Source organism: Rhodococcus sp. C3V, from assembly GCF_029269915.1.
Lineage (GTDB): Bacteria > Actinomycetota > Actinomycetes > Mycobacteriales > Mycobacteriaceae > Rhodococcus_F > Rhodococcus_F qingshengii.
Genome location: NZ_JARJBE010000001.1, coordinates 524,342 through 549,425, shown reverse-complemented (window position 1 = coordinate 549,425; position 25,084 = coordinate 524,342). Strand labels below are relative to the sequence as shown.

The window sequence follows — 25,084 nt, the reverse complement described above, 5'->3', positions numbered from 1 at the left end:
AATGAGGAAGAGCTGATCGCTCTTCCTCATTTTTGCGTTCGATTTTCCGCCTCGCGTCTGCTTGCACGGACACACAAAACTGCCCCACCGGATCTCTCCGATGGGGCAGCTGACGTTGCGGTCTAGAAGCGCGGGTGGTCTCCGGCCAGGAACGCACGCTCTGCAGCGGCGTCCGACGCCTTCTTGACGCTACCGAGCGTCCAGCAGTCGATGTGGCGTGCGGTGAGGACGGCAAGTGCACGGTCGACGTCCTCGGGTGCGACGACGGCGACCATGCCGACGCCCATGTTGAACGTCTGCTCCATCTCGGCGCGCTCGACGCGTCCGCGCTGCGCGATCATGGCGAAGACCGGAGCGGGGCTCCAGGTTCCGCGATCGAGTTCGGCGACCAAGCCCTTGGGCATGACGCGCGCGAGGTTGTTGGCGAGGCCGCCACCGGTGACGTGGCAGAACGTGCGCACGTCGGTCTCGGCAGCGAGTGCCAGGCAGTCCTTGGCGTAGATCTTGGTGGGCTCGAGCAGTTCCTCACCGAGCGTGCGGCCGAACTCGTCGACGTGTGCGCTCAGGTTCATGCGGTCGATCTCGAGCAGGACCTTGCGGGCCAGTGAGTAACCGTTGGAGTGCAGTCCCGAAGAACCCATCGCGATGACGACGTCGCCGGGGCGAACGCGATCCGGTCCGAGCAGCTTCTCGGCCTCCACGACACCGACGCCGGTGGCGGAGAGGTCGTAGTCACCGTCGGCCATGATGCCGGGGTGCTCGGCGGTCTCGCCACCGAGGAGAGCGCAACCGGCCTGGATGCAGCCCTCGGCGATGCCGCTGACCAATTCCGCGACGCGCTCGGGGATGACCCGGCCGACAGCGATGTAGTCCTGGAGGAACAGCGGCTCGGCGCCACAGACGACGAGGTCGTCGACAACCATGGCGACGAGGTCGAGTCCGACCGTGTCGTGCTTGTCCATCGCCTGCGCGACAGCGAGCTTGGTTCCGACGCCGTCGGTCGATGCGGCGAGCAACGGCTCCTTGTAGTCACCCTTGAGGGAGAACAAGCCGGCGAAACCACCGAGGCCACCCATGACCTCGGGGCGGCTGGCCTTCTTGGCCAGAGGGGCGAAGAGTTCCACCGCCCGGTCGCCTGCGGCGATATCGACTCCTGCTGCCGCGTAGGAGGCGCCTGCGGTGCGGTGACTGTCCTCGGTCATCGGGTTACTACTCCAGCCTTGTATTTCTCGCGAGCACGTATTGCTCGTGCACAGGTAAGTGGTCTTGCAATGTGAAGTGTTTGCAATCCTCGTGACGCGAGATGGATCGTTCGACTCGAGACCCAGAGCGCGCACACAAATACCGACGATTACGCCCATACGCTACCGGACCGGCCCCCTCGGTGAGACCTCGCGTACCCCGAGACGTCAGTTCTGCAGCCGCGCACCGATCGAGGCGTGCAGTGCGCGCAGACTGTTCTGCCCGAGTGCGACCGTCTCGGATTCGATGTGTTTGAGGAGGTGTCCGTCGTGGACGACCTTCTCGCTCGACTGGATCAGTACCGTCCCGGCTCCGGTGAAATCGAACTGGCGTTCTTCGCCGGTGTTCGCGCCGAACATGCTTCCGCGAACCGCGCCCAGGAAGCTCTGCATCCAGTCGGCATCGAAGTGGTGGGACGGCGACGGGCAGTCGGCCCAACCCACCAACGCCTGCGGGTCGATGCGCAGCGGCGGCTCCGCGAACATGACCGGGCCATTGGACGACGCCAGGAACTTGCCTGTCCCCAGTAGCGTCAAAAAGCCTGGGACGATGGACTGTTTGAGGTCCAGGCTGGTCTCGAAGGCGAGGAGATTGGCCGCGCGAATCGTGAGGTTGCCGTCGTCGAGGTCGTAGGAATTGATGTTGAATCCGCGGTCCCCGAGGATCAACTTGCCCTGTCCCTGAGCGAGCACCCAGTCGTCCGCGTAGAGCGGTGAAGAGAACCTGGCCGCGACGATCGCCGTCATGCTCGTGCGCCCGAGCGGCTCGAAGTTGATGTTTCCGTAGTACGCGATCATCGCGCCCTTGGACGTGAACCACGGCTGCCCGGCCATCTCGACGCAGAAGGCGTAATCGTTGCCCGGGACGTTGTCGTTGGCGGGCAGAGTTGCCGGATTGTGAATTTCGATACCCATGCTCTGTGCCCTCTCAGAACTTCTGCTCGGACGCCTGGACCCAGACGGTGCCGGCGCCGGTCATCTTCAGCTGGATGGACTCCCCCGAGCCCTTGCCGACGGCCTCGCGCCAACCGACGTTCGCGGAGATGTCGACGTTGATCTGACCGATGTGGCACACGTATGCCTGCGGGTCGACGACGACCTGAGGATTGTTCGGACCGACCTGCAACGGAATCGCACCCCCGTGCGAGAGAACCGCGACGCTTCCCTGGCCGTGCAACTGCGTCGTGAACAGTCCTTGACCGGTCATGGCGCCGCGTACTGCTCCGCGCACACCGCCCTGCGACGTGAGAGCGACTATCGAACTCTGGAGGTAACCGTCGTGTGCGAGGAGTCGGTCGGCTTCGACGGTGAGCATTGACGACCCGTCGAGGTGGATGACCTCGACGTACAAGCCGGCGTGCCCGTAGAAGACCTCACCGTTTCCCTCGGCCGCCATCATGCGTGCGTGTTCGCCGGACATCATGCGGCCGGCCATCCCGGCGATCCCGCCCATGTTCGGCATGGCGCCGGGCCCACCGCCCATGCTGTGCGGGATGAAGCGGACGTCGCCGGTGTAGTAGAGCATCGACCCGGTGCGGGCGAGCACGTTCTGTCCCGGTGCGAGGGTCGACTTGACGACCTTGCTGTTCACCAATTCCAACGGCATGGGTCAGCGCTCCTCAGGCTGGATGTAAACGACACCGGATCCGTCGAATCGCAGCGAGAACGCTTCACCGCTGCCACCGCCGATCGCGGAGCGCCAGGTGACGTCGGTGACGAAGCTCTGGTTCAGCTGACCGCGGTGAGCGACGAATGCGTCGGGATCGGCAACCAGCGGATACTGCGGGCTGACCTCGAGCGCGATGATCGGTCCGCCCTTCGACAGCACCGCCACCAGACCGGTGCCGCTGACGACCGTCGTGAACAAGCCCTGTCCGGAACCTGCGCCGCGGAGACCGGCAAATTTCACGTCGGTTCGCAGTTGGCCGACCAATGCGAGCAATTGCGAGGCTTCGACGTGCAAAGCGTCGTTGTTGAGCTCGATAATCGTGATGTCCTGGGCGTCGACCGCGAAGTAGACGGTGCCTTGACCACTGACTTCCATCAGGGACAGTGATTCACCTGCCGCCTTCTGTTTCAGCGCGGCACGCAGCCCGCCACCACCGCCCATTCCGGCGTTCTTGAAGGTGATCGCACCCTCGTACGCCACCATCGAGCCGTTGATCGCTTTGATGGTGTCCCCCACCAGGTCTGCGACCAGTACCCGGTGCCCATCCATTCTCAGTTGCGCCACGGAGGGCACTATGCCAGATGCTCACGACGTATGCCGTGTCGTGGAACAGAAAGTCGTGAACAGAAAATCTGCCGCCCACATGCTGTGGACGGCAGATTCTCGGCTGTCGAATTTCAACGATTCTGATGTTCAGGGGCGGCTGAGCGCGCTCGCATTGTCGTTGTCGCGAGTGGCCGTCGAACCTGCGGTGCTCTCGAGCATCCCCTCGAGGACGTTCTTGCCGATCGACGTTTCCTTGGGAAGCGCGATCGGGTAGGTCCCGTCGAAGCACGCGGCGCACAGACGGCTGGCCGGCTGCTCGGTGGCGGCGATCATGCCCTCGGTGGAGATGTATCCGAGGGTGTCCGCTCCGATGGAACGACGCACACCGTCGAGCATCTCCTCGAACGTCGCATCCTGTCCGCCCGCGCCGTTGGCAATCAATTCGGCCGGTGAGGCGAAGTCGATGCCGTAGAAGCAGGGCCACTTGACCGGCGGCGAGGCGATACGGACGTGAATTTCAAGGGCGCCGGCTTCGCGGAGCATCCGGATGAGCGCACGCTGAGTGTTACCGCGGACGATCGAATCGTCCACCACCACAAGGCGCTTGCCGCGGATGACTTCCTTGAGCGGGTTGAGCTTGAGCCTGATACCGAGCTGACGGATCGTCTGCGACGGCTGGATGAAGGTACGGCCCACGTAGGCGTTCTTCATCAGACCCTGGCCGTAGGGGATGCCTGAGCCCTGTGCGTATCCGACGGCTGCGGGGGTGCCGGACTCGGGAACGGGGATGACCAAGTCACCTTCGGCGGGATGCTCGCTGGCGAGCAGACGGCCGATCTCGACGCGGGTCGAGTGGACCGAACGGCCACCGATGACGCTGTCGGGACGGGCAAGGTAGACGTACTCGAAGACACAGCCCTTGGGCGTCGGATTCGCGAAACGCGAGGAGCGGACGCCGTCGGCGTCGATCGCGAGTAGCTCACCGGGTTCGATGTCGCGAACGAACGACGCACCGACGATGTCGAGGGCTGCGGTCTCGCTGGCGACTACCCAACCGCGGTCGAGTCGACCGAGGCAGAGCGGGCGGATGCCGTGCGGATCCCGCGCTGCGTACAGCGTGTGCTCGTCCATGAAGGTGAGGCAGAACGCGCCCTCCAACGTGGGAAGCAATTCCATCGCGGCCTGTTCGATGGTGCTGTCGCCGGCAGCGTGTGCCAGGAGACCACCGATGAGGTCGGAGTCGGAAGTCGCGGCATTGGGGCGCTTGTCGTTGACCAGGCCGGCTGCACGGGTGCGGCTCGCGAGTTCAGCGGTGTTGACCAGGTTGCCGTTGTGGCCGAGCGCGATGCCGGTGCCGGCAGTGGTCGTACGGAAGATGGGCTGCGCGTTCTCCCACGTCGTGGAACCGGTGGTGGAGTAACGGCAATGTCCGACGGCGACGTGACCTGGCATCGCTGCGAGGGTCTGCTCGTCGAATACCTGGCTGACCAGGCCGAGATCCTTGAACACCAGCACCTGGGAGCCGTCGGCTACCGCAATGCCGGCAGCTTCTTGACCACGGTGCTGAAGTGCGTACAGGCCGTAATAAGTGAGCTTCGCCACATCCTCTCCCGGCGCCCAGACGCCGAATACACCGCATTCTTCGCGGGGCTCGTTCTCGTCCTCGTCGGACGGGTTCGAAGCGAGGAGATTTGGACTGTTGACCGACAGATCGGCACGAGTCACCGGGCGCTCCCTTTGTGGGCAGGGGTTGGGGGGCATCCACAGTCTACGGCCATTTTGGGACTCACTTCCCCTGAGGGCTGCCTTGGGTCTCAGATCACGCCGAAGCGAACCGGATGGTCTCTCTCTGTTACTGCGTCAACCACTCTGTCACTGCGCCAACCCCTCTGTTGCTAGGTCAACCGCAGCAGTGGGAGCCAGTGCGCAATTTCGGGAGCGCGGCTACCTGAGGCGTCGACTCTTCCGTCACCTGAGGCCTCGGAGAACTCGAGCAATCCGGTGACCATCTGCAACCACGTCCGAGCGTCCGTCTCGACGACGTTGGGCGGGGTTCCGCGCGTGTGACGCGGACCTTCGATGCATTGCACCGCAACAAACGGTGGGACCCGCACCTCGACGCTCGATCCGTGGGCGATCTGTTCGAGAGTGCGCGCACTCATCTTCACTGCCGCACCGAGTTCACTGCGCGAAGGCTTCGGCAGTTCCGGATCTCGAAGCCACGGGCCGACGGCCAGGACGGCGGCACGAAATTCGGCGGGGTCGACGGCGCGGCGGGGCGGCATCAGTTCACTCCCTGTCTGCGAGTAGCGATACGAACGGCAAGTGCGCCACCGGCATTCGTGGCCAGGTGCAGCAGGGCGGGGGCAAGTACGCTGCCGCCACGGCGGTGCAGCCACTCGAACAGCAATGCCGAAGCGCCGGTGAACGCCACTGCTGCGGGAACGTTGTCGCCGGCACCGCGAGCGGGAGCGACGTGCCACAGCCCGAAGGTCAGTGCGTGAACAGCCTGCGCGGTCGGCCTGTTCAGTTCGCGGCTCCAGACGGCCGACATCGCGCTACGGAACAACAGTTCCTCGGAGAGCACCGTCCCGAACGGGATGTGCAGGATGATCCATTCGAGGAAGTCTTCGCGGCCGTCTGCTCGCTCGTCGGCAGCGAGAGTCGCGCGCAAGGACGGAACGGCCAAAGCGACGCTGTAGCCGGTAAGGACCGCCCCCGCCGCGGCTCCGCCGAACTGAGCACCACCACGAATGCCGGTGTGCGCCAAGCCGAGTTCCTCGCGGGTGTAACCACGTGCGAGTAGGACTCCGATGGCCGACAGACCGGCCGCGGTGTTGACCACGGCGCGGGCTCGGGGCGAAAGACCGAATGCCGGAAGCACGACGTTGCTCCAGGTGATCGCGGTAGCGGAGAGCGCGATCGAGGCGACTCCCCTCACTTCTCGGGGCCCTCTGATTTCACGGCGACAACCAATGCCGACCGCACTCGCTCGGTTTCTGCGGCCGTCCACCCCTCGGGCTGGGCAACGCTGATCCAGGCGTCCAGAACGGAGGTTCCGTAATTGTGACCATGGCCGTCCGGAACTCCCGCGGCGTTGCCGAGGTCGGCCGACACCTGCCAGAACGTCACGACCGGGAACCATTTCATCGACGGCGAGCGGTCGAAACCGGGCACTTCCTTGAGCCACTCGGGCCGATTGAACATGAGGTCGGGTGACCACCACACCACTGGATCGGAAGGGTGCTGGACAAACAGAACCCGCGGCTGCGGCCACGTCATCCCGTCGGTCGGAATGTCTTCGGAGCGATCCGCGAACCGCACGCCGGCCAAGCCGTCCGCGTAGACAGGAGCTACTTCGGGAGTGCCTGGATCGCGCCTCTTCTCGATCGAACGCCACAACTGCGTCGCGTTCGGCGGGCCAACCCACAGAATTCCGTCGGCGGTATCGCGCGCCGCCTGCAGTGTGTCGAAGGCTCCGGCGCCGGCCATGACGCCGAGGCTCTCGCCGTAGACCATGAACTTCGGCCTGGTGGCTTCCGGTTCCTGGAGCCATCTTTCGTGTACCCGCTCGATCAACAGGCGTCCGGCAGCTTGCGCCTTCTCCTGGTCGGCGAGGAACGAGATCCAACTCGGCAAGTACGAGTACTGGCTGGCGACAAGAGCAGTGTCGCCGTCATGCACAAGTTCGATTGCCTGTGCCGCAGTGGGATTGACCCATCCCGTACCCGTCGTCGGAATGACCACGAGGACCTTGCGTTGGAAGGCGCCGGTTCGCTCCAGCTCCTTGATGACCAGATCCATACGCTCTTCGGGATCTTCGGCGCTTTCAAGTCCGGCATATACGCGAATCGGATCCATCGCAGGCTTACCGGTTGCCGCTTCGAGTTCCTGCGCGTCGAGTCCGCGCGAGACGAAGTTTCGTCCCTCGAACCCCAATGTGTCCCAGGGAGCGGCTGATTCGGGGCTACCCGATTTCATCGGATCCTGCGGTTCGACGACGCCGTCGCGAGTGGTCGAGTTCTGCAGACTGAAGATCGAGTTGGTCGCTGCATAGATTCCGCGGACCAGGACGCCGTCGACCAGCATGAAGAACAGGACGGTGACAACCAGGACACCGACGCCATTGGCCACCGACCGTGACCAGTGGAACCGCCGCATCAGCTGTCGGGCAATCAGTTTCACCAGATCGTGGAGGACCCGCCAGATCGAGATGAGCAGGCCACCGACGAGCAGGCTCAGTCCGAGGGTTCGGATGTAGCCGGAAGTGGTCGTGCCTTCGGCATCGGTCAGTGCCGCGATTTCACGTTGCCACCCGGCCGCGTAGACCAGCATGATGATCGCCGCGACGATGGACGCGACCGGAACGAAGACCTTGATCGCGGAAGGCACCGGCTCGGGCAGTGGCCACCACCGTCGCCCGCTGAGCAGGTATCGCTCGACAGCCCAACCGATCGCAGTACCGACGCCGTAGCCGATGGCCGAGTTGATTCCGCCGATCAGACCTTGGAAAAGCCAATCGCGCGGCAACAGCGAAGGGGTCAACGACCAGCAGAAGAAGAACGCGGCAAACGCGATGCCGGTGAAGTCGAGTTTGAGGAGCCCCCACGCCCACTCGGTGAAGCGGTTGTCGAGCTTCTCGAGGGGTGCGGGAACAGCCAGCCGCAGGTGGTGTTCCTGCGGCTGGCTGTCAGAAGAAGTCAGTTCTCCGGAATCGACCATCTATCACCCGAACAGTGCGGGCAGCGTTCCCTCGAAGGCCTCACGGAGCTTGGCCATCGTGACGGAGAAGTGTCCCTGGACCTCGACGGAGTCGCTGCCCTCGTCGACGACCCCGATACGCGTCCACGGCAAGCCGCGGGCGGTGCACATACCGGTGAAACGAGTCTCCTCGGTACGCGGAACTGCAACGAGGACACGTCCCGACGATTCCGAGAACAAGGTCACGAACGGATCTGCGCCCTCGGGAATCAGGATGCGGCAACCGGTTTCGCCGGCCAGCGCGGCTTCGACGACAGCCTGGGCCAGTCCACCCTCGGAGAGGTCGTGGGCTGCGGTGACGAGACCGTCACGCGAAGAGGCGAGCAGAATGTCGGCGAGCAGTTGCTCACGGGCGAGGTCGACCTTCGGCGGCACGCCACCGAGGTGACCGTGCTCGACCTGCGACCAGATGGAGCCGTCGAACTCGTCGTGGGTGTCGCCGAGCAGGATCAGCGTCTCGCCGGGCTCGAGTCCGAGGCCCGTCGGGATGCGGCGGTGAACGTCGTCGATCACACCGAGGACGGCAACCACCGGCGTCGGCAGGATTGCCGTGGATCCGGTCTGGTTGTAGAAGCTGACGTTGCCGCCGGTGACGGGGATGCCGAGGGTGGCGCAGCCGTCGGCAAGGCCGCGAACGGCCTGCTGGAACTGCCACATGACACCCGGGTCCTCGGGAGAACCGAAGTTCAGGCAGTTGGAGACGGCCTTGGGCGTTGCGCCCGTGACTGCCACGTTGCGGAAAGCCTCGGCCAACGCGAGCTGCGCACCGGTGTACGGGTCGAGCGCGGTGTAGCGGCCCGAAGCGTCGGTGGACAGTGCGATTCCGCGTCCGGTCTTCTCGTCGATGCGGATGACACCGCCGTCGGCGTTCTCGGCCAGGACGGTGTTTCCGCGGACGTAGCGGTCGTACTGCTCGGTGATCCACTTGCGGCTGCACAGGGCAGGCGAGGCGATCATCTTCAGCAGGGTCGCTTCGAGCTCGGCGTCGGTTTCGGGACGCTTCAGTCCGGCAGTCGTATTCGCGATCAAGGCATCCTGCGTTGCCGGACGCTCGACGGGGCGGTGGTAAACCGGGCCCTCGTGCGCGACGGTGCGCGGGGGAACGTCGACGACGGTCTCGCCGTGCCAGGAGATGGTGAGGTGCTCACCGTCGGTGACCTCGCCGATGTCGGTGGCCAGGACGTCCCACTTCTTGCAGACCTCCATGAACGCATCGACGTTCTCGGGCGTGACCACGGCGCACATGCGCTCCTGCGATTCGCTCGAGAGCACCTCGGCCGGGGTCATGCCGGTGGCGCGCATCGGAACCTTCTCGAGGTTGATGTGCATGCCGCCGTCGCCGGCCGCGGCCAGCTCGGAGGTGGCGCAGGACAGCCCGGCGCCGCCGAGGTCCTGGATGCCGACGACGAGGCCGGCCTTGTAAAGGTCGAGACAGCACTCGATGAGCACCTTCTCGGTGAACGGGTCGCCGACCTGAACCGCGGGCAGCTTCTTACGTCCGCCGGTGTCTCCACCCTCGTCGTCGAACGTCGCCGACGCGAGGACCGAGACGCCGCCGATTCCGTCGAGACCGGTGCGTGCGCCGAACAGGATGATCTTGTTGCCCGCGCCCGAAGCGAAGGCCAGATGCAGATCCTCGACGCGCATGACGCCGGCAGCGAGGGCGTTGACCAGCGGGTTACCTGCATAGGACTCGTCGAAGACCGTCTCGCCGCCGATGTTCGGCAGGCCGAGGGAGTTTCCGTATCCACCGACACCGCGCACGACACCGTCGACGACGCGACGGGTATCGGGGGCGTCAGCAGCACCGAACCGAAGCTGATCCATGACGGCGATCGGACGAGCACCCATGGCCATGATGTCGCGGACGATGCCGCCGACACCGGTCGCCGCACCCTGGTAAGGCTCGACGTACGACGGGTGGTTGTGGCTCTCGACCTTGAACGTGACTGCCCAGCCGTCACCGATGTCGACGACGCCGGCGTTCTCACCGATACCGGCCAGCATGTTGGCGCGCATCTCGTCGGTGGTGGTCTTGCCGAAGTATCCGAGGTGGACCTTCGAGGACTTGTACGAGCAGTGCTCGCTCCACATCACCGAGTACATCGCCAGTTCGGCGTCCGTGGGACGGCGGCCCAGGATCTCCTTGATGCGTGCGTATTCGTCGTCCTTGAGACCGAGCTCCTTGAACGGCTGAGCGGCATCGGGATCAGCCGATGCGTGCGTGACGGTATCGACCTGGTGAGCAGACACTGGAGAGTGGTCCCTTCCCTACGGGAGTCAAGAGGCAAGCCGGCGCGGAGCGGGACACCACGAATGTGCCCAACGAAAGAACGTGCCGGGGGACAGTCTATCGGTGTGGGCCGACGACTTCCGCAGACGGCAGCACCCGCAACACCTCCGGGCCTGCGAAGTATCGCCCGTCACACCCGCCCCGGTTGGGTGATCCGGTCGGTTTTCCTAAAGTCAGGGCCGGTCCACTCTCTCCCTCGAAAGGTCTCGCATGACCCAGGATGTTCGTCAGTCCGACCTCACAGCACAGTCCCAGTCGGTGACCACTCCCCTCACTCCGGCTGCGATTTTCCTGGTCGCGACCGTGAATCCGGGTGGCGAGAACACCACACGAGAACTACTCGCCGACGTCGCCGGCCTGCAGCGCGCCGTGGGGCTGCGCGTCCCCGGATCAGGTTTGGATGTGGTGACAAGCATCGGTTCGTCGGTTTGGGATCGACTGTTCGCCGGTCCGCGCCCCGCGCTACTGCACCCGTTCGCCGCTCTACAGGGTGACGTTCACTCGGCGCCGTCGACTCCCGGCGATCTGCTCTTCCACATCCGCGCGATGAGCATGGATGCGTGTTTCGAGGTGGCTCGGCAGATCACGAAGCGACTGCACGGCGCAGCCACGGTGGTCGACGAGGTTCACGGCTTCCAGTACTTCGAGAACCGAGACCTCATCGGCTTCGTCGACGGCACCGAAAATCCGGTGGGCCGCGACGCCGTCGCCGCCGTGACTGTCGGAGACGAAGATCCTGCGTTCACCGGAGGAAGCTACGTCCACATCCAGCGCTACGTCCACAAGATGCGGGACTGGGAAGCAATCACCGTCGACGAGCAGGAACGTGTGATCGGACGCAGCAAGCTCGAGGACATCGAGATGACGTCCGAAGTGAAGCCGGCCAACTCGCACGTAGCCCTCAACGCAATCAAGGACGAGAACGGCAAGGCTCTCGAGATCCTGCGTGCCAACATGCCGTACGGGCGCCTCGGTGACGACGAGATCGGCACCTTTTTCATCGGCTACTGCCGCACGCCGGCGATCACCGAACGGATGCTCGAGAACATGTTTCTCGGCAACCCTCGCGGCAATTACGACCGTCTGCTCGATTTCTCGACGGCCGTGACGGGCTCGATGTTCTTCACTCCGAGCGCCGACTTCTTCGAGGATCTACCGGCTACACCCGCTGGGCTCTCTGCCCGTTAACTGCCCGCTCCCCCAGCTACCCGCCCTCTAACTACGCGGCGTGAGGAACGCACCGAGCGCGTCGGCATACATGCGGACATCTGCCGCGCCCATCAGCTCGCGGGCAGAGTGCATCGCGAGCTGAGGCGCGCCGACGTCGACGGTGGACAGTCCGGTGCGTGATGCCGTGATCGGTCCGATGGTGGAGCCGCACGGCAAATCGGCGCGGTGGACGTAGCGCTGCATCGGCACTCCCGCCTGATCGCACGCGAGCGCGAATTCGCCGGCACCGGCCGCATCGGTGGCGTAGCGCAGGTTCTGGTTCACCTTGAGTACCGGCCCACCGTTGATCTCGATCCGATGAGCGGGCTCGTGGCGGTCCGGGTAATTGGGGTGCGTCGCGTGTGCCATGTCGCCCGACGCGCATACCGAGCCGGCCATCGCCTGCAGGAATTCTTCGCGGCCACCACCGCGTCCCAACACGATCCGCTCGAGCACGGTGTTCAGCAGGTCCGAGAAAGCTCCGCGATCGGACATGCTGCCGACCTCTTCATGATCGAAGAGTGCAAGCACTGGGACCTGCTGACCGGGCGACTCGACTGCGGCCAGAAGTGCTTGTGTCCCTGCATAACACGTGCCCTGATTGTCGAGCCTGGGGGCGCTGACCAATTCCTTGTCCACCCCCACGACTGCGCTGGGCGCAAGGTCGTGTGTCATCAATTCCCAGCCGAGAACCGACGACGCGGCTACACCCGCACGCTCGGCGACAAAGCCGATGAAAGACTTGGGCTTCGAACCCACGCCCCAGATTCCGTTGACGTGCCTCTGCGGATCCAGCGTCACACCCTTGCGATCTTCGGACAGGTGGATAGCCAGCTGCGGAACACGAAGAATCGGGTCGTCGATGCGAACCAGCTTCTGCTCCACAGTGTTTCCCACCCGGACACTCAATCGTCCGGAGATACCGAGATCGCGGTCGAGCCAGGAGTTCAGCCACGCACCGCCATACGGTTCGAGGCCCACCATCTGCCACCCGGCCGAAGTGAGGTCGGGATGCTGTTTGACCCGCAGGTTGGGGCTGTCGGTATGACCTCCGACAATCCGGAACGGAGTGGCGTTTCCCACGCCCTCGGTGCTCCAGGCGATCAGCGAACCGCCTCGCACGAGGAAGTACCGTCCGGGCTCGGCTGGCCACGACTGCGTTTCGTGGACTTCGACGAACCCGCCGGCCGTCAGCTCGGTCGCCACCGTCGCGCACACATGGAACGGCGACGGTGACGAATCGACGAAGCTGCACAAGCCGTCTGCGTCGGCCCCGGTCAGAGAAGCCGCCCCGGCCCGAGCCGCCCGAGAAGTCTGAGAAGTCATGCCTCTCATCATGCCCGAACAGGTGTCCGGGATATCAGTGGCCACGAATCAGGTGAGCACAGAATCGGTTAGCTCAGGCGTGAGGACCGGATACGCAGAACTGATTCCCATCAGGATCGAGGAGCGTCACCCAGCGGAAACCGTCCATGTTCTCGCGGTGGTGCTCGGTTGCTCCGGCCTCGACGAGCCGCGCCACCTCGGCGTCGAGATCCGGACTCCCCAAATCGAGATGGATGCGATTCTTGCCGGCGGTGGGGTCCGGGACCTTCTGGAATGCGAAGTTGGTGGCGCTGTCAGGGACCGCGACGATGTAGAACCAACCGTCGTTCTCCTCGACGATGTTTCCGCCCAACTGCGCCGCCCACCACGTTGCGAGCGGACCGGGATCGAGACTGTCGAAGGTGATCATGCCGAGTGTGAGAGTCATGCGCACACGCTAATGGAAGCCACCGACAAAGACTCTCGATCTCGGGCTGAGATGAGACGATCGTCGAGTGCGACTCACAACGCTGCGCGACCGTGTTGCAGAACCACTCTTCGCAGTTTTCATCGCGACCGGCTTGCTGTTGAGCTACCTCGGAGTGCTCGCCTGGCGATTCGCCACGCCATCTATGCGAACAGAACATATCGGCATCCAACCTCCGCCACCGCCGCCGGCGGAGGACGGCAAGACCGGATACATGTGGGTTGTCGAAGGCTACAGCTACGTCGACGCCCCTCATTGGTTCCCCGCAACTGCGTGGTTCCTGATTGTCGGAACGGCTGTCGCCATTGCCGTGTCGGCGATACTGAACGCGACGGGATGGCACCTGTCCCGCGACGCAGGTGGGCGAAGATTTGTTCTTCCGCTTGCACTTTCGATCTTCGGAGCGGCCTACGGACTTGCGGTCGCCGTTGTCGGACGAATCTGGCCGCCCACCTTCTATTCGGTGGTCCTTCCCGAACCTCGTGACCCGCAGAAGCCCTACCCCGAATCGACCATCATCCACTTCGACCTCGAGCCGAACCTGATCACCTTCACCGCAACAGGTCTTGCCGTCGGCCTTCTCGCGGCCGCCCTGCTTTATGTCCGGAACTACTCGCTCACACGAACGAACTAGCGGGCGCGGAGATCACTCGACCGCTTCGAGTTCCGCGACACTCCCGTCCGAGATCACCCGGACGTGGCGGGTGATCTTCTCGATCGGCCAGTCCCACCACGCAATTCGCACCAACTTCTCGATGTCTTCGGCACTGAAGCGGCGCTTGATCTCCGTTGCCGGGTTGCCGCCGACAATTGCGTAGTCCGGGACGTCGCGCGTTACGACGGCGCCAGTGGACACGATCGACCCGTGACCGATCCGGACACCGGGCATGACTGTCACGTTCCCGCCGAACCACACGTCGTTCCCGACGACGGTGTCACCGCGTGACGGCAGATCCTGCACCAAATCCATGTGCCTGGCCCAATCACCGCCCATGATCGGAAACGGGTAGGTGGAGACACCGTTCATACGATGGTTCGCGCCGTTCATGATGAAGGTGACACCGGTGGCCAGGGCGCAGAACTTTCCGATCACCAGTTTGTCGGGACCGTAGTGATGCAACACGTTTCGAGTCTCGAACTCTTCGGCGAACTCCGGATCATCGTAGTAGGTGTACTCCCCTACCTCGATCAACGGGTTGTCGATCAACGGCCTCAGCAACACCACTCGCGGTTGCCCGGCCATCGGATGAACATTTGTGGGATCCGGCGCAGTGAAATCTGACGCAATGGGATCTGACGCGTTCACTGCTTACTCCGATCCGTCGGCGCGGTGTCGCCGACCGCAGCAAGACTATCTGGTTCCTGCTGCGATCGACCGACAAGCGAAAACGTACCGGTGTCAGCCCAGGAGGCCCTTGGCGATATGGGTGACCTGAATTTCGTTGCTGCCCGCATAGATCATGAGCGACTTGGCATCACGCGCCAACTGCTCGACTCGGTACTCGGCCATGTAGCCGTTTCCACCGAACAGCTGCACGGCTTCCATCGCGACCTCGGTCGCTGCGCGCGAGGAGTACAGCTTCATCGCCGACGCCTCCGCCAGGCTCACTTTGTCTCCGGCTGCGGTGCGCTCGATCGCATTGAAGACCATGTTCTGCACGTTGATTCGAGCGACCTCCATCTCGGCGAGCTTGAGCTGGATGAGCTGGAACTGCCCGATCTCACGTCCCCACAGTTTGCGGGACTTCGCGTATTCGATGCTCAGACGGTGGCATTCGTTGATGATGCCCAGTGAGAGCGACGCGATGCCGATGCGTTCGGCGGCGAAGCTCTCCTTGGCGCTGGATTTGCCGTCCGACTTTCCGCTGTCCTCGGTCTCGCCGAGCAGACGGTCCTTGGTGATGCGGACGTTGTCGAAGAACAGCTCACCTGTGGGTGAGGAGTTCATGCCCATCTTCTTGAACGGCGGGCTCTGGGTGAGACCCTCCATGCCCTTGTCGAGGATGAAGGCGAGCACCTTGCGATCGCGACGATCAACCGACGCATCGCCCTCGTCGAGCTTTGCGTACACGATCATCACGTCGGCGTACGGACCGTTGGTGATGAAGGTCTTGTTGCCGTTGAGAATGTAGTCGTCGCCGTCGCGGCGTACGTAGGACTTCATGCCGCCGAAGGCATCCGAGCCGGAGTCCGGTTCGGTGATCGCCCAGGCGCCGACGGTCTCGAATGTCACCAGGCCGGGGAGCCAGCGTTCCTTCTGCGCGAGTGTGCCGCGGCTGCGGATAGTTCCGGCGGCCAATCCGAGGCTGACACCCAACGATGCGACCAGGCCGAGGCTGACTCCGGCCAATTCGCTGTTGAGCACGACGCCCATGCTGCCGGCGCCGCTGAAGGCGCTCGACTTCTCACCGTCACCGGAGGGCGCATCGCCGCGCTCGCGTGCCAGCGACTTCTCGAGGCCCTCGCGTGCCATGTCGGCCAGACCGAAGGTCGAGTACAGCTTGCGAATGATGTCGAACGGCGGCAGCGCACCGCTTTCGAGCTCGTCGACGTGAGGTCGCACCTCTTTGTCGATAAAGCCCCGCAAGGCGTCGCGGAACATCAGGTCGGTGTCGGACCACTCGTACATGTGCCTGAACTCCAGTCGGTGAACGATCGAGAGACTGCCGAACGACAGCCACACACCGAATATAGAACACGTTCCAAAACCGGAACAGGATTCAGCTGATCAGTCCCATTCGCTGCGAGATCCACGTCAGCTCCTGCTCGACGCCGGCCGACCACACCGAAAAGCTGTGACCACCGGGAAGCTCGAGATACCTGGCGTCCATTCCGGCCGCTTTGGCCGCTTCGTACACCTTTTGCTGACCGGGCTTGAACTCATTGTCATCTGTTCCGACGACGAACACTCCGCCCGAGTTCGGGAACTTCCGAGTCGCCAGCAGGTCCATCGGATTCACCTTCACGAACGCCGCTTCGTCGCCGCCGAATATCTCGTCGACGGTTCGCTGTCGGTCACCGAGCGAAGGCTCCAATTGACCGGACAGATCGAGGAATGTCGGGTACACCTCGGGGTAATTGGTCGCCATCTGCAGTGAGCAGGTGCCACCGTAGGAGAGCCCGCCGATTGCCCACGCTCGCGGATTCGTGTCGATCTGGAACGCATTCGCCACCGCAGCGGGCAAGTCCTTTGCCAGATACGTGCCGACCTTGCCCTGTGACGAATCGGTGCACAGCGGATTGGCCATCTGCGACCCTGTTCCATCGGCTATCACGACGACTGGAGCCAACCCCTCGTGATCCCGTGCAAAAGCGTCCATTGTCGCGGTCAGCTTTCCGCCCTGGAGCCAGTCCTCGGGCTTGCCAGGCTGACCTGCCATGAGCACGAGCACGGGAAGAAGCGGACGCGGATTGGTGAAGTACGACGGCGGCAGATACACCTGCGCGTCGCGCGCGGAGAATCCTGAAATCGTCCCGGGGACAGGCAAAGTCGTGACCCGTCCGCGAATCGGCATGCCCTCCGGCGCTTTCCACACAGTGTCGGTGGGATCGCCGGTGACAACAGGATCGGTCGGACCGGGAACTTCACTGAGTGAGATGCGGTCGAAATCGTCGTGTCCGAACGCAATTCCCACAGTCGGATACGCGGCGAAAACCAGATTGATCTGCGTCGCGGCAGTGATGACGACCAGAACCGTCGCGATCACGGACAGGAGCGCTTTCGCGACGGTTCCGCCCGCCTTGATTCGCGGCCCGAGAAGTAGCAACGCGTAGATACCGATTCCGATCCACACGTAGATCGACATCTCGATGGGATCGGGGAACGGCACGATCACCTTTTCGACGGTGATCCACACGGCGATCATGATCACCAGTGCAATCAGCCCCGCGATCGGCACCGCTCTGCGGTAGTACCAGCGCACGTTCGAACCGAGCAGCCACACACCACCCAGGACCCCAAGGACAGTCAGGATCACCGGCAGCGGTCCCGAGATCAAACTGATTCGGTAGAGCCAGTCCACGTCAAGCCTCTCGCGCGTAGAAATGTCGCACGCACGAGGCTAGACGACGACGCTAGTACTCTGTATCAGGTGACATTCATCAAGGTCTGTGGCCTACGCGACGTTGACACGGTCGACCTCACGGTGGGCCTGGGCGTCGACGCCATCGGTTTCGTCTTCGCCGAGAGCGTCCGCAAAGTCGACCCCACACTCGCAGTCGCTCTGCTCGCGCGAGTTCCCGATCACATCCGTGCAATCGGAGTCTTTCTCGGCAACCCGATCGGACAGATCCTCGAGATCGCGAAGATCACCGGGCTTCGCACCGTACAGGTTCACGATCTTGTCGACGCCGAGCAAGTGCAGCGGCTGCACGATGCCGGCCTCACCGTCATCCGCGCGGTCGTCTCCAGCAACGTCCGCGACGGTTACAATCTCGACCTCGGCGAGGACGAACTCCTGATCGACGGCGCAGACGCCGGATCAGGGGTGCCGTGGAACTGGGCCCAACAGCAATCGCGCCCGCAAGGCCAGTGGATCCTGGCGGGCGGACTGTCCCCGGACAACGTTCGCGACGCACTCGATGCCACCGGCGCCTGGGGCGTCGACGTCTCCAGCGGCGTCGAATCCTCCCGCGGCGTCAAGGACCACACGTTGATCGAGAAGTTCGTCAGCGCTGTCCGGCAGACCGATCACTCGAAATAGGACGCGTAGTCACTGAAAGCGACTTGACCGGTGGGACTCGCCTTCACGGCGTCGGCAACGGCCGGCGGAATGGGAGCCCAGTTCGCAGGCATGGCCGCCGCCAGTGACGGCTTCAAGATGTAGAGCAGTGCGAAGTTCACTATCCAGAGCGGCGGCGCCATCGACATGCCGACTTCCGAACTCACATTGCCTTTGGTGTTGGTCACCAGCTGCGCTGCTCCCGAAATCTGTTGCGCTGCAAATCCGTAGACTGCCTGCACCGTGTATGCCGACTGATAGAGCGCAATCAGAGTGTGCGTCGCACCGTTGTTGCGCAACCAGGTGCCCACGAAACCGCCAGGGGCGATCAGCGTATTCACCTGTCGCGTCGGCGCATCCGCGTTGGCCGGACTCTCCAGCAATCCGTCGGGATTCACGTACAACCCGTAACTGGCCAGAACCGACGGCGTAGTGCCGGAATAGAGGGGCCGCCCGTTCGTATTGGTGAGAATCCGAGCGCATTCGTCGATCACCGCGGCGTCCTCGCGATTTCCGCCGACCCCTCCGCCGGAGATGAGATCGCGATACTGCTCCTCGGTCAAAGCGTCGGCTGGTTCGAGTCCGATCTGCGCGGCAATCTCTTCCGCAGTCTGCTGACCGAGTGGCTGGTTGAGTTGATCCGGAGTAGTCATCTGCGTGGGCGCGACGCTCTCGTAGACCGGTGCCCCGGCAAAAGGGATCACGAACCCGGTATCGACTGTGTCTGCAACGGGTTGCGCGCCGGCCATCTGAGTGGTGGCAAACGAAAGTACGCACACCCCAACCAAAGCCAGAACCGAGACGGTCCCGCGATGAGACCGTGCTCGGTGAGATTCTTGTCCACGTCTACAGCCCTCGCCTGAGAAAGCCTTGCCTGCAATTCCCTTGCCGCGCATAGGTCAACCTCCCGGAACGCAGTCGGGCGAATCAACTCGAGCTTGCATCTCAGTCAAACGCTGTGACCAGCGCCGTGTCAAGACACAGGTCAGGTCGAGGCACGGCGACAGCTCGCTCGATACAGGCGACAGCTCGCCCGCTACAGTGATGCTTCCATCTGAAGTGACCTCACCCCATTTGAATTGCAGGACATCTCGGGAGGCGAGCAGTGTCTGACAAGCGCGGGACCGTATTGATCACCGGTGTCGGTCGGAGCAAGTCGATCGGAGCGAGCCTCGCATTGGGCCTTGCCGAGGATGGTTGGGATCTTGCTATCGGCTACTGGGAGCCTTACGACGAACGCGTCGGGTTCGGGCGCGGAGCGCACGATCCGCAAGACATTGCCGAGAAGTGTCGCGCACTCGGAAGCCGTGTCGACCTGGTTCCCGGAGATCTGGCCTCGCCCGACGTGGCCGATCAGCTCGTTGACGCTGCCGCAGCGCGGAACGACCTCCGTGGGCTGGTGCTCTCACATTGCGAAAGCGTCGACAGCTCGATCCTCGATACCACCGTCGAGAGCTGGGAACGACATTTCGCCGTCAACGCTCGCGCCTCCTGGCTTCTGATCAAAGCGTTCGCTGAACGGCTTCCGGAACAGCGCGACGTCAGTCAGGTGGCCGGGCGGATCATCGCACTCACCAGCGACCATGCGGCCCACAATCTTCCGTACGGGGCCAGCAAGGGCGCTCTCGACCGCATCGTCATCGCCGCCGCAGTCGAACTTGGATCACGCGGCATACGAGCCAACGTCGTCAACCCAGGACCTATCGACACAGGATGGATGACACCCGCGATCAGACAGGCCACAACCCTCCAGACTCCTGCCGGCCGGCTGGGTACTCCCGGCGACACTGCAAACCTCGTTCGGTTTCTGATGTCCGACGCCGGAGGCTGGATTACGGGACAACTCCTTCACTCCAACGGCGGATTCAGTACGAACTGAGCCTTGGCCGGACTCAGTTCAGGCTTTGTAGGTCGGTAGCGTCTGCCCGAGCCTCTTACCCATTTCGGCAGCCAAAGCCGCGAGCCCGCTGGCCGGACGCACCATGACCTCGAAATCGACGATCTTGCCGTCCTCGTCGAATTCGACCATGTCGATTCCCTTGAGACTTTTATCGCCGATGTTCGCACTGAATTCGAGCACGACCTGCCGACCGTTGGCTCCGGCGAACTGACGGTGGTACTCGAAGTTCTCGAACACCTGGATCACCGTATTGAGAATGAGCACAACGGCATCCGCGGACTGGTACGGCTTGAATCCCGTGGGCGATCGGAACTGCGCGTCGGGCGCGACGATCGTCGGTAGCGCCGACAGATCGCCGGTTTCGATCATGGTGTGCCACAACTTCAGTGCAGCTTCGACTTTCGGTTCGAGCGTCAATTCCGTGCTCATGCTTCTACCCTTCCCTCGACGTTACCTGCCGCTTGATTTACCGGCACTTGACTTGCGACGGACCACGCACTCAACACAGTTCGCACCCCGGTCACGAGTTGCAACGGCTGATCGATCATGACGTGATGTCCGGCTTCGGGAATCTCCGCCACGATGGCCTCCGGTCCGAACAATCCGCGCATGTGCTCCATGAGTCGATCGGACACGATGCCGTTCTCAGCTCGGAAATAGGCTACGCGGCAACGTGGTTCGCTGTCGAGAACATCTTCGGCGCCTACTCGGAGAAAGAAATTCGGATCGAACTTCCACGACCAACCGCCCTCGACTTCCTCCATCGACGTGGCCGCCACATGGTCACGCACCGCAGGCAGACCCGAATCCTGCGGCGGAACGAAGCGGAAACGGCCCATCGCGTCTTCCCTGGTGGGATAAACCTTCTTGGGGCCGAACGCATTCTGGCGTCGAGCCGCCTCCTCTTCGGGCGTACGCGCCTTGAGCGGAGAATCGATGATGACAACCCCGTCCAACAGTTCGCCATGCAGATGCGAGGCCACGAAAGAAACAATCCCACCCATACTGTGCCCCACCAGAATCGGCTTGCCGTCGATTCCCCCTGCCTCGGCCGCCGCCAGCACCTCGCGAGCCCACTGGGACATCGCGTAGGCGTCGCGAGTGTCACTGTCGCCGTGGCCCGTCAAGTCGAGAGCGACGACGCGGCGCCCCTCGGCGAACTGCGGCGCAATGTGATCCCACCAGCGACTGTGGGCTGCGCCGCCGTGAATCAGCACGATTCCCGGCCCCGCCGGCCCCCAAGCCCGAAAGTGCACCGAGGCACCCTCGACCTCCACCGACCCCGTCTCGACCGGCGCTGCCAACGCCCGAGTGAACCAACCAGGCGCGTCTTCGACCACATTGCTCATCGATCGAACATACATAGTCGTCAATCGGTTCATCCAACTCTTCCCAGTTCGTGATCCATCACCTATATTGAATCCGGCCTCAAGTTCAATTCGTTTCGCCGAAGGGGAGAGATGACCAACCGCCAAGTACGCCTCGCCGCCCGCCCGACAGGACTTCCCGACGCTTCCACCTGGGAATACGTCGATGCCGAGATCCCGTCCGCCGGACCGGGCGAGTTTGTCGTCAAGGTCGAATACCTCTCCCTCGACCCCGCGATGCGCGGTTGGCTCAACGACGTCAAGTCGTACGTTCCGCCGGTCAAGCTCGGTTCCGTCATGCGCGCCCACGGCGTCGGACGCATCACCGAATCACAGCACCCCGATTACCAGGTTGGGGACATCGTGGCCGGATCCTTCGGCGCTTCCGAGTACGGCGTTTCCGACGGTACAGACGTCACTCGGGTCGACGAATCGATCGCTCCCCTGCCGACCTGGCTCGGCGCTCTCGGTTTCCCCGGCGTCACTGCGTATTTCGGATTACTCGACGTCGGAAAGCTGAAAGACGGTGACACCGTCGTCGTGTCCGGTGCCGCGGGTGCGGTCGGCAGTCTGGTCGGCCAGATCGCAAAGCTTCACGGATGCAAGGTCATCGGCATCGCCGGCGGTCCGGAGAAGTGCGCGTGGCTCACCGAGGACCTCGGCTTCGATGTCGCCATCGACTACAAGAACGAATCCGTATACAAGGCGCTCAAGTCCAACGCTCCCGACGGTATCGACGTGTACTTCGACAACGTCGGCGGAGAAATTCTCGACGCCGCTCTCTCCCGTCTGCGCCTCGGAGCTCGGGTGGTCATCTGCGGCGCCATCGCGGGCTACAACGCCACCGAACCTCAGCCAGGCCCTGCTCACTACCTGTCACTTCTCGTCAACCGCGCCACGATGGCCGGCTTCGTGGTCTTCGACTACCTCGATCGCTACGCAGAAGCACAAGAGCAGATCGGAAAGTGGATCAAGAGTGGCGAATTGACTGCTCGCGAGCACGTCGTCGACGGCGGTATCGACGCGTTCGGCGACAGCCTCAATCTTCTCTTCGCCGGAGCGAACACCGGAAAGCTGGTCTTGAAGGTCAGCTGAGTCGGCCACACACGCAGATCGGCCACCGGTATTCCGGTGGCCGATTCGCTTGGGTCAACTGACTCCGGACGGAGTGGGAACGCTGTCCTCCCCCAACCGCGGCGGGGCCGACCGATAGGTTGCCGGCGTGCCGCTCATCCGAATCGGATTGGCTACCTGCCGAGTCGGTGCATCGCGACGCGGGTCGTCGATGGACACCACCGGATCGAGATTCAGCCGTTCCGCCAGCGCTATCGCGTCGGCGATGTCGTTGAGAGGCCCACACGGAACACCTCGCTCGGTCAGTGCCTCGAACCACGAGTCCGCAGAGCCCTTGGCCAATGCAGCAGTGACGGCGTCGAACAGTTCTTCTCGATGCGCAACCCTGTCGCTGTTGGACGCGAAACGCGCATCAGCGGCAAGTTCGGAAACTCCGAGAACCTCTGTCAACGAACTGAATTGCCGATCATTGCCGACCGCGAGGACCAGCGGACGGTCCGCGGTGTCGAATACCTCGTATGGTGCGATGCTCGGATGCCGGTTGCCCATTGCCTGCGGCACCACGCCCGCGGCCACGTAGCCGGACGACTGGTTGGCCAGTGCGGACAGCAACGAGGACAACAGATTGACCTCGACGTGCTGCCCTTCGCCTGTGCGATCGCGATGGCGCAGCGCTGCAAGGATTCCCACGCTGGCATGCAGGCCGGTGATGACGTCGACCACCGCGACACCGACCTTGGTGGGAGTCTTGGGATCGGGTCCGGTGATACTCATCAATCCGCCGACCGCCTGAATCAACAGGTCGTATCCCGGCAGAGAGTTGTTGCCACCGAAGCCGCTGATCGAGCAGTAGACCGCACGCGGATTCATTTCTCGGACAGCGTCGTAGCCCAGCCCCAGACGGTCCATCGTTCCCGGCAGGAAGTTCTGCACCACGACGTCCGCATTGCGAACCAGCTCGCGTGCACTCTCCAGATCCTCGCGCTCGCGCAGGTCCAGAGTGACCGACTTCTTGTTACGGTTCACCGACAGAAAGTAGCTCGACTCGTCCCCCACCCACGGTGGGCCCCAGCTGCGAGTGTCGTCCCCGACACCCGGCCGCTCGATCTTGACGACCTCGGCACCCAGGTCGGCGAGAATCATCGTGGCGTACGGACCGGCGAGGACGCGGCCGAAATCAGCGATCACCAACCCGTCGAGCGCTCCGACAGCGTCTGCCGTCACCGGAAAGCTTCTTCACCGGTGAGAGCGCGGCCGATCACGAGCTGGTGAACCTCGGACGTGCCCTCGTAGGTGAGAACGGATTCGAGGTTGTTGGCGTGCCGGATCACGGGGTACTCGAGCGTGATGCCGTTGGCGCCCAGAATGGTTCGGCATTCACGGGCGATCTTGATGGCCTCGCGGACATTGTTGAGCTTGCCGGTGCTGACCTGCTCGGGGCGAACCGTCCCGGCGTCCTTGAGGCGCCCGAGGTGGATGGCGAGCAACTGCCCCTTGCCCAATTCGACTGCCATGTCGGCGATCTTGGCCTGGGTGATCTGATACGCGGCGAGCGACTTGTCGAAGACCTTGCGATCACGTGCATATGAGATCGCAGTCTCGAGGCAGTCACGTGCTGCACCCATTGCCCCGAAGATGATGCCGAAGCGTGCCTCGTTGAGGCAGCCGAGCGGGCCGGACAGTCCGCGAGCCTTGGGCAGCATCGCCGAGGCAGGCAGACGCACGTCCTCGAGCACCAGTTCCGAGGTGACCGACGCCCGGAGCGACATCTTGTTCTTGATCTCGGGGGCGGAGAATCCCGGAGTGTCGGTGGGAACGACAAATCCGCGCACGCCGTCGTCGGTTCGAGCCCAGACCACGGCGACGTCCGCGATGGAGCCGTTGGTGATCCACATCTTGGTGCCGTTGAGGATCCAGTCGTCGCCGTCGCGCTTGGCGTTGGTTCGCATACCGCCGGGGTTGGATCCGAAATCGGGTTCCGTGAGACCGAAGCAGCCGATGGCTTCACCCGCCGCCATTCGCGGGAGCCATTCTTCCTTCTGCTCTTCACTTCCGTTGTGGTGGATCGCGAACATGGCGAGCGAGCCCTGGACCGAGACGAGGCTGCGAATGCCCGAATCGACAGCTTCGAGTTCCTGGCAGGCCAACCCGTACGCCGTGGCGCTCATCCCGGCACAGCCGTAGCCCTCGAGGTGCATGCCCAGTACGCCGAGCGCGCCCAGTTCCTTGGCCAGCTCACGAGCCGGCAGTGCTGCCGCTTCGAACCATTCACCTACGTGCGGGCGAATGCGATCGTCGACCATCTTGCGGACCGTGTCGCGGATCGCGATCTCCTCGGCGTCCAGCAGGGTGTCGATGGCAAAAAGCTCGGACAGGGACTGCGGCGTGGTCACGGGGCCTCCAGTGTTCTCGGGCGCAATCCTTTGCGAGAACGATTGCGCAATCGTTTGCATCGCCTAGAGTAGAGCCCGGTTGCGCACCCGTCAATCCCCGAACTGCCGACCGACACCG

General features: G+C 63.4%; 24 protein-coding genes. 5 read left to right on the top strand and 19 right to left on the bottom strand.

Annotation, left to right across the window (positions count from 1 at the left end):
- Positions 1-122: 122 nt before the first annotated feature.
- The 9 genes from purM to purL form a co-directional block, all read right to left on the bottom strand.
- Positions 123-1,202, bottom strand: coding sequence for a phosphoribosylformylglycinamidine cyclo-ligase (purM, locus tag P3G66_RS02775; protein WP_003940225.1), 1,080 nt, complete (start codon positions 1,200-1,202; stop codon positions 123-125).
- A gap of 207 nt (positions 1,203-1,409) precedes the next feature.
- Complete coding sequence (locus P3G66_RS02770) at positions 1,410-2,156, bottom strand: AIM24 family protein (RefSeq protein ID WP_003939813.1); 747 nt, start codon at positions 2,154-2,156, stop codon at positions 1,410-1,412.
- Positions 2,157-2,169: 13 nt separating this feature from the next.
- Positions 2,170-2,847 (bottom strand): AIM24 family protein, encoded by a 678-nt coding sequence (locus P3G66_RS02765; protein ID WP_003939918.1) that lies wholly within the window; start codon positions 2,845-2,847, stop codon positions 2,170-2,172.
- Positions 2,848-2,850: 3 nt separating this feature from the next.
- A complete protein-coding gene (locus tag P3G66_RS02760) occupies positions 2,851-3,459 on the bottom strand; it encodes an AIM24 family protein (protein ID WP_003940441.1) in 609 nt (202 codons plus the stop codon).
- 144 nt (positions 3,460-3,603) lie between these two features.
- Positions 3,604-5,181, bottom strand: a complete 1,578-nt coding sequence (gene purF / locus P3G66_RS02755) for an amidophosphoribosyltransferase (protein WP_003940541.1) — start codon at positions 5,179-5,181, stop codon at positions 3,604-3,606.
- 170 nt (positions 5,182-5,351) lie between these two features.
- Complete coding sequence (locus P3G66_RS02750) at positions 5,352-5,741, bottom strand: sterol carrier family protein (RefSeq protein ID WP_276116147.1); 390 nt, start codon at positions 5,739-5,741, stop codon at positions 5,352-5,354.
- Positions 5,741-6,397 carry a CPBP family intramembrane glutamic endopeptidase gene (locus P3G66_RS02745; protein WP_007733821.1) on the bottom strand — a complete coding sequence of 219 codons (657 nt, stop codon included), beginning with the start codon at positions 6,395-6,397 and terminating at the stop codon, positions 5,741-5,743. Before P3G66_RS02745 ends, P3G66_RS02750 begins: the two co-directional genes overlap by 1 nt.
- On the bottom strand, positions 6,394-8,178 hold the full coding sequence (locus P3G66_RS02740) for an alpha/beta-hydrolase family protein (RefSeq protein WP_042922291.1): 1,785 nt from the start codon (positions 8,176-8,178) through the stop codon (positions 6,394-6,396). Before P3G66_RS02740 ends, P3G66_RS02745 begins: the two co-directional genes overlap by 4 nt.
- A 3-nt stretch (positions 8,179-8,181) precedes the next feature.
- Positions 8,182-10,470, bottom strand: coding sequence for a phosphoribosylformylglycinamidine synthase subunit PurL (purL, locus tag P3G66_RS02735; protein WP_003940379.1), 2,289 nt, complete (start codon positions 10,468-10,470; stop codon positions 8,182-8,184).
- Positions 10,471-10,720: 250 nt separating this feature from the next.
- On the opposite strand from purL, the gene P3G66_RS02730 reads away from it, so the two are divergent.
- Positions 10,721-11,698: a Dyp-type peroxidase gene (locus P3G66_RS02730; RefSeq protein WP_276116146.1), complete on the top strand. Its 978-nt coding sequence runs from the start codon at positions 10,721-10,723 to the stop codon at positions 11,696-11,698.
- 27 nt (positions 11,699-11,725) lie between these two features.
- Here the strand turns inward: P3G66_RS02730 and P3G66_RS02725 are convergent, their stop codons facing one another.
- Both P3G66_RS02725 and P3G66_RS02720 read right to left on the bottom strand, forming a co-directional pair.
- Positions 11,726-13,045 carry a M18 family aminopeptidase gene (locus P3G66_RS02725; RefSeq protein WP_064443778.1) on the bottom strand — a complete coding sequence of 440 codons (1,320 nt, stop codon included), beginning with the start codon at positions 13,043-13,045 and terminating at the stop codon, positions 11,726-11,728.
- Positions 13,046-13,118: 73 nt separating this feature from the next.
- Complete coding sequence (locus tag P3G66_RS02720; protein WP_020970627.1) at positions 13,119-13,472, bottom strand: VOC family protein; 354 nt, start codon at positions 13,470-13,472, stop codon at positions 13,119-13,121.
- Between the two features lie 67 nt (positions 13,473-13,539).
- Between P3G66_RS02720 and P3G66_RS02715 the strand changes: the two genes are divergently transcribed.
- A complete protein-coding gene (locus tag P3G66_RS02715; RefSeq protein WP_276116144.1) occupies positions 13,540-14,145 on the top strand; it encodes a hypothetical protein in 606 nt (201 codons plus the stop codon).
- Between the two features lie 12 nt (positions 14,146-14,157).
- Here P3G66_RS02715 and P3G66_RS02710 read toward each other — a convergent pair whose 3' ends face one another.
- The 3 genes from P3G66_RS02710 to P3G66_RS02700 all read right to left on the bottom strand — a co-directional run bounded on the left by P3G66_RS02710 (position 14,158) and on the right by P3G66_RS02700 (position 17,533).
- Entirely contained in the window at positions 14,158-14,754 is a 597-nt protein-coding gene (locus P3G66_RS02710) for a CatB-related O-acetyltransferase (protein WP_037125853.1), read from the bottom strand.
- A gap of 156 nt (positions 14,755-14,910) precedes the next feature.
- Positions 14,911-16,140 (bottom strand): acyl-CoA dehydrogenase family protein, encoded by a 1,230-nt coding sequence (locus P3G66_RS02705; protein ID WP_007733810.1) that lies wholly within the window; start codon positions 16,138-16,140, stop codon positions 14,911-14,913.
- Between the two features lie 91 nt (positions 16,141-16,231).
- Positions 16,232-17,533: an alpha/beta hydrolase-fold protein gene (locus tag P3G66_RS02700; protein ID WP_047271090.1), complete on the bottom strand. Its 1,302-nt coding sequence runs from the start codon at positions 17,531-17,533 to the stop codon at positions 16,232-16,234.
- 69 nt (positions 17,534-17,602) lie between these two features.
- Here P3G66_RS02700 and P3G66_RS02695 point away from each other — a divergent pair, with 69 nt between their 5' ends.
- Positions 17,603-18,214, top strand: a complete 612-nt coding sequence (locus P3G66_RS02695; protein ID WP_042451422.1) for a phosphoribosylanthranilate isomerase — start codon at positions 17,603-17,605, stop codon at positions 18,212-18,214.
- On the opposite strand, the gene P3G66_RS02690 is transcribed toward P3G66_RS02695, so the two are convergent.
- Positions 18,202-19,128: a hypothetical protein gene (locus P3G66_RS02690; protein ID WP_276116142.1), complete on the bottom strand. Its 927-nt coding sequence runs from the start codon at positions 19,126-19,128 to the stop codon at positions 18,202-18,204. The genes P3G66_RS02695 and P3G66_RS02690 overlap by 13 nt on opposite strands.
- A gap of 209 nt (positions 19,129-19,337) precedes the next feature.
- Here P3G66_RS02690 and P3G66_RS02685 point away from each other — a divergent pair, with 209 nt between their 5' ends.
- Positions 19,338-20,111: an SDR family oxidoreductase gene (locus tag P3G66_RS02685; RefSeq protein WP_007733807.1), complete on the top strand. Its 774-nt coding sequence runs from the start codon at positions 19,338-19,340 to the stop codon at positions 20,109-20,111.
- A gap of 18 nt (positions 20,112-20,129) precedes the next feature.
- Here the strand turns inward: P3G66_RS02685 and P3G66_RS02680 are convergent, their stop codons facing one another.
- Together P3G66_RS02680 and P3G66_RS02675 are read right to left on the bottom strand one after the other, a co-directional pair.
- Positions 20,130-20,561: a nuclear transport factor 2 family protein gene (locus tag P3G66_RS02680; RefSeq protein ID WP_003940510.1), complete on the bottom strand. Its 432-nt coding sequence runs from the start codon at positions 20,559-20,561 to the stop codon at positions 20,130-20,132.
- Positions 20,558-21,481: an alpha/beta hydrolase gene (locus P3G66_RS02675; protein ID WP_039973369.1), complete on the bottom strand. Its 924-nt coding sequence runs from the start codon at positions 21,479-21,481 to the stop codon at positions 20,558-20,560. Before P3G66_RS02675 ends, P3G66_RS02680 begins: the two co-directional genes overlap by 4 nt.
- Before the next feature lie 111 nt (positions 21,482-21,592).
- Between P3G66_RS02675 and P3G66_RS02670 the strand changes: the two genes are divergently transcribed.
- Complete coding sequence (locus tag P3G66_RS02670) at positions 21,593-22,594, top strand: NADP-dependent oxidoreductase (protein WP_003939765.1); 1,002 nt, start codon at positions 21,593-21,595, stop codon at positions 22,592-22,594.
- Positions 22,595-22,648: 54 nt separating this feature from the next.
- On the opposite strand, the gene P3G66_RS02665 is transcribed toward P3G66_RS02670, so the two are convergent.
- Both P3G66_RS02665 and P3G66_RS02660 read right to left on the bottom strand, forming a co-directional pair.
- Positions 22,649-23,797: a CoA transferase gene (locus P3G66_RS02665; RefSeq protein WP_003939934.1), complete on the bottom strand. Its 1,149-nt coding sequence runs from the start codon at positions 23,795-23,797 to the stop codon at positions 22,649-22,651.
- Positions 23,794-24,966 (bottom strand): acyl-CoA dehydrogenase family protein, encoded by a 1,173-nt coding sequence (locus P3G66_RS02660; RefSeq protein ID WP_003939770.1) that lies wholly within the window; start codon positions 24,964-24,966, stop codon positions 23,794-23,796. The genes P3G66_RS02665 and P3G66_RS02660 overlap by 4 nt, the downstream gene beginning before the upstream one ends.
- Between the last annotated feature and the right edge of the window lie 118 nt (positions 24,967-25,084).

Excerpts from the sequence above, each read along its gene's own strand:
- P3G66_RS02675 (WP_039973369.1), bottom strand. The coding sequence starts at position 21,481 with ATGAGCAATGTGGTCGAAGACGCGCCTGGTTGGTTCACTCGGGCGTTG.
- P3G66_RS02725 (WP_064443778.1), bottom strand. The coding sequence starts at position 13,045 with ATGACTTCTCAGACTTCTCGGGCGGCTCGGGCCGGGGCGGCTTCTCTG.
- P3G66_RS02680 (WP_003940510.1), bottom strand. The coding sequence starts at position 20,561 with ATGAGCACGGAATTGACGCTCGAACCGAAAGTCGAAGCTGCACTGAAG.
- P3G66_RS02760 (WP_003940441.1), bottom strand. The coding sequence starts at position 3,459 with ATGGATGGGCACCGGGTACTGGTCGCAGACCTGGTGGGGGACACCATC.
- P3G66_RS02670 (WP_003939765.1), top strand. The coding sequence starts at position 21,593 with ATGACCAACCGCCAAGTACGCCTCGCCGCCCGCCCGACAGGACTTCCC.
- P3G66_RS02750 (WP_276116147.1), bottom strand. The coding sequence starts at position 5,741 with ATGCCGCCCCGCCGCGCCGTCGACCCCGCCGAATTTCGTGCCGCCGTC.
- P3G66_RS02710 (WP_037125853.1), bottom strand. The coding sequence starts at position 14,754 with ATGGCCGGGCAACCGCGAGTGGTGTTGCTGAGGCCGTTGATCGACAAC.
- P3G66_RS02705 (WP_007733810.1), bottom strand. The coding sequence starts at position 16,140 with ATGTACGAGTGGTCCGACACCGACCTGATGTTCCGCGACGCCTTGCGG.
- P3G66_RS02720 (WP_020970627.1), bottom strand. The coding sequence starts at position 13,472 with ATGACTCTCACACTCGGCATGATCACCTTCGACAGTCTCGATCCCGGT.
- P3G66_RS02770 (WP_003939813.1), bottom strand. The coding sequence starts at position 2,156 with ATGGGTATCGAAATTCACAATCCGGCAACTCTGCCCGCCAACGACAAC.
- purM (WP_003940225.1), bottom strand. The coding sequence starts at position 1,202 with ATGACCGAGGACAGTCACCGCACCGCAGGCGCCTCCTACGCGGCAGCA.
- P3G66_RS02765 (WP_003939918.1), bottom strand. The coding sequence starts at position 2,847 with ATGCCGTTGGAATTGGTGAACAGCAAGGTCGTCAAGTCGACCCTCGCA.
- P3G66_RS02730 (WP_276116146.1), top strand. The coding sequence starts at position 10,721 with ATGACCCAGGATGTTCGTCAGTCCGACCTCACAGCACAGTCCCAGTCG.
- P3G66_RS02740 (WP_042922291.1), bottom strand. The coding sequence starts at position 8,178 with ATGGTCGATTCCGGAGAACTGACTTCTTCTGACAGCCAGCCGCAGGAA.
- P3G66_RS02690 (WP_276116142.1), bottom strand. The coding sequence starts at position 19,128 with ATGCGCGGCAAGGGAATTGCAGGCAAGGCTTTCTCAGGCGAGGGCTGT.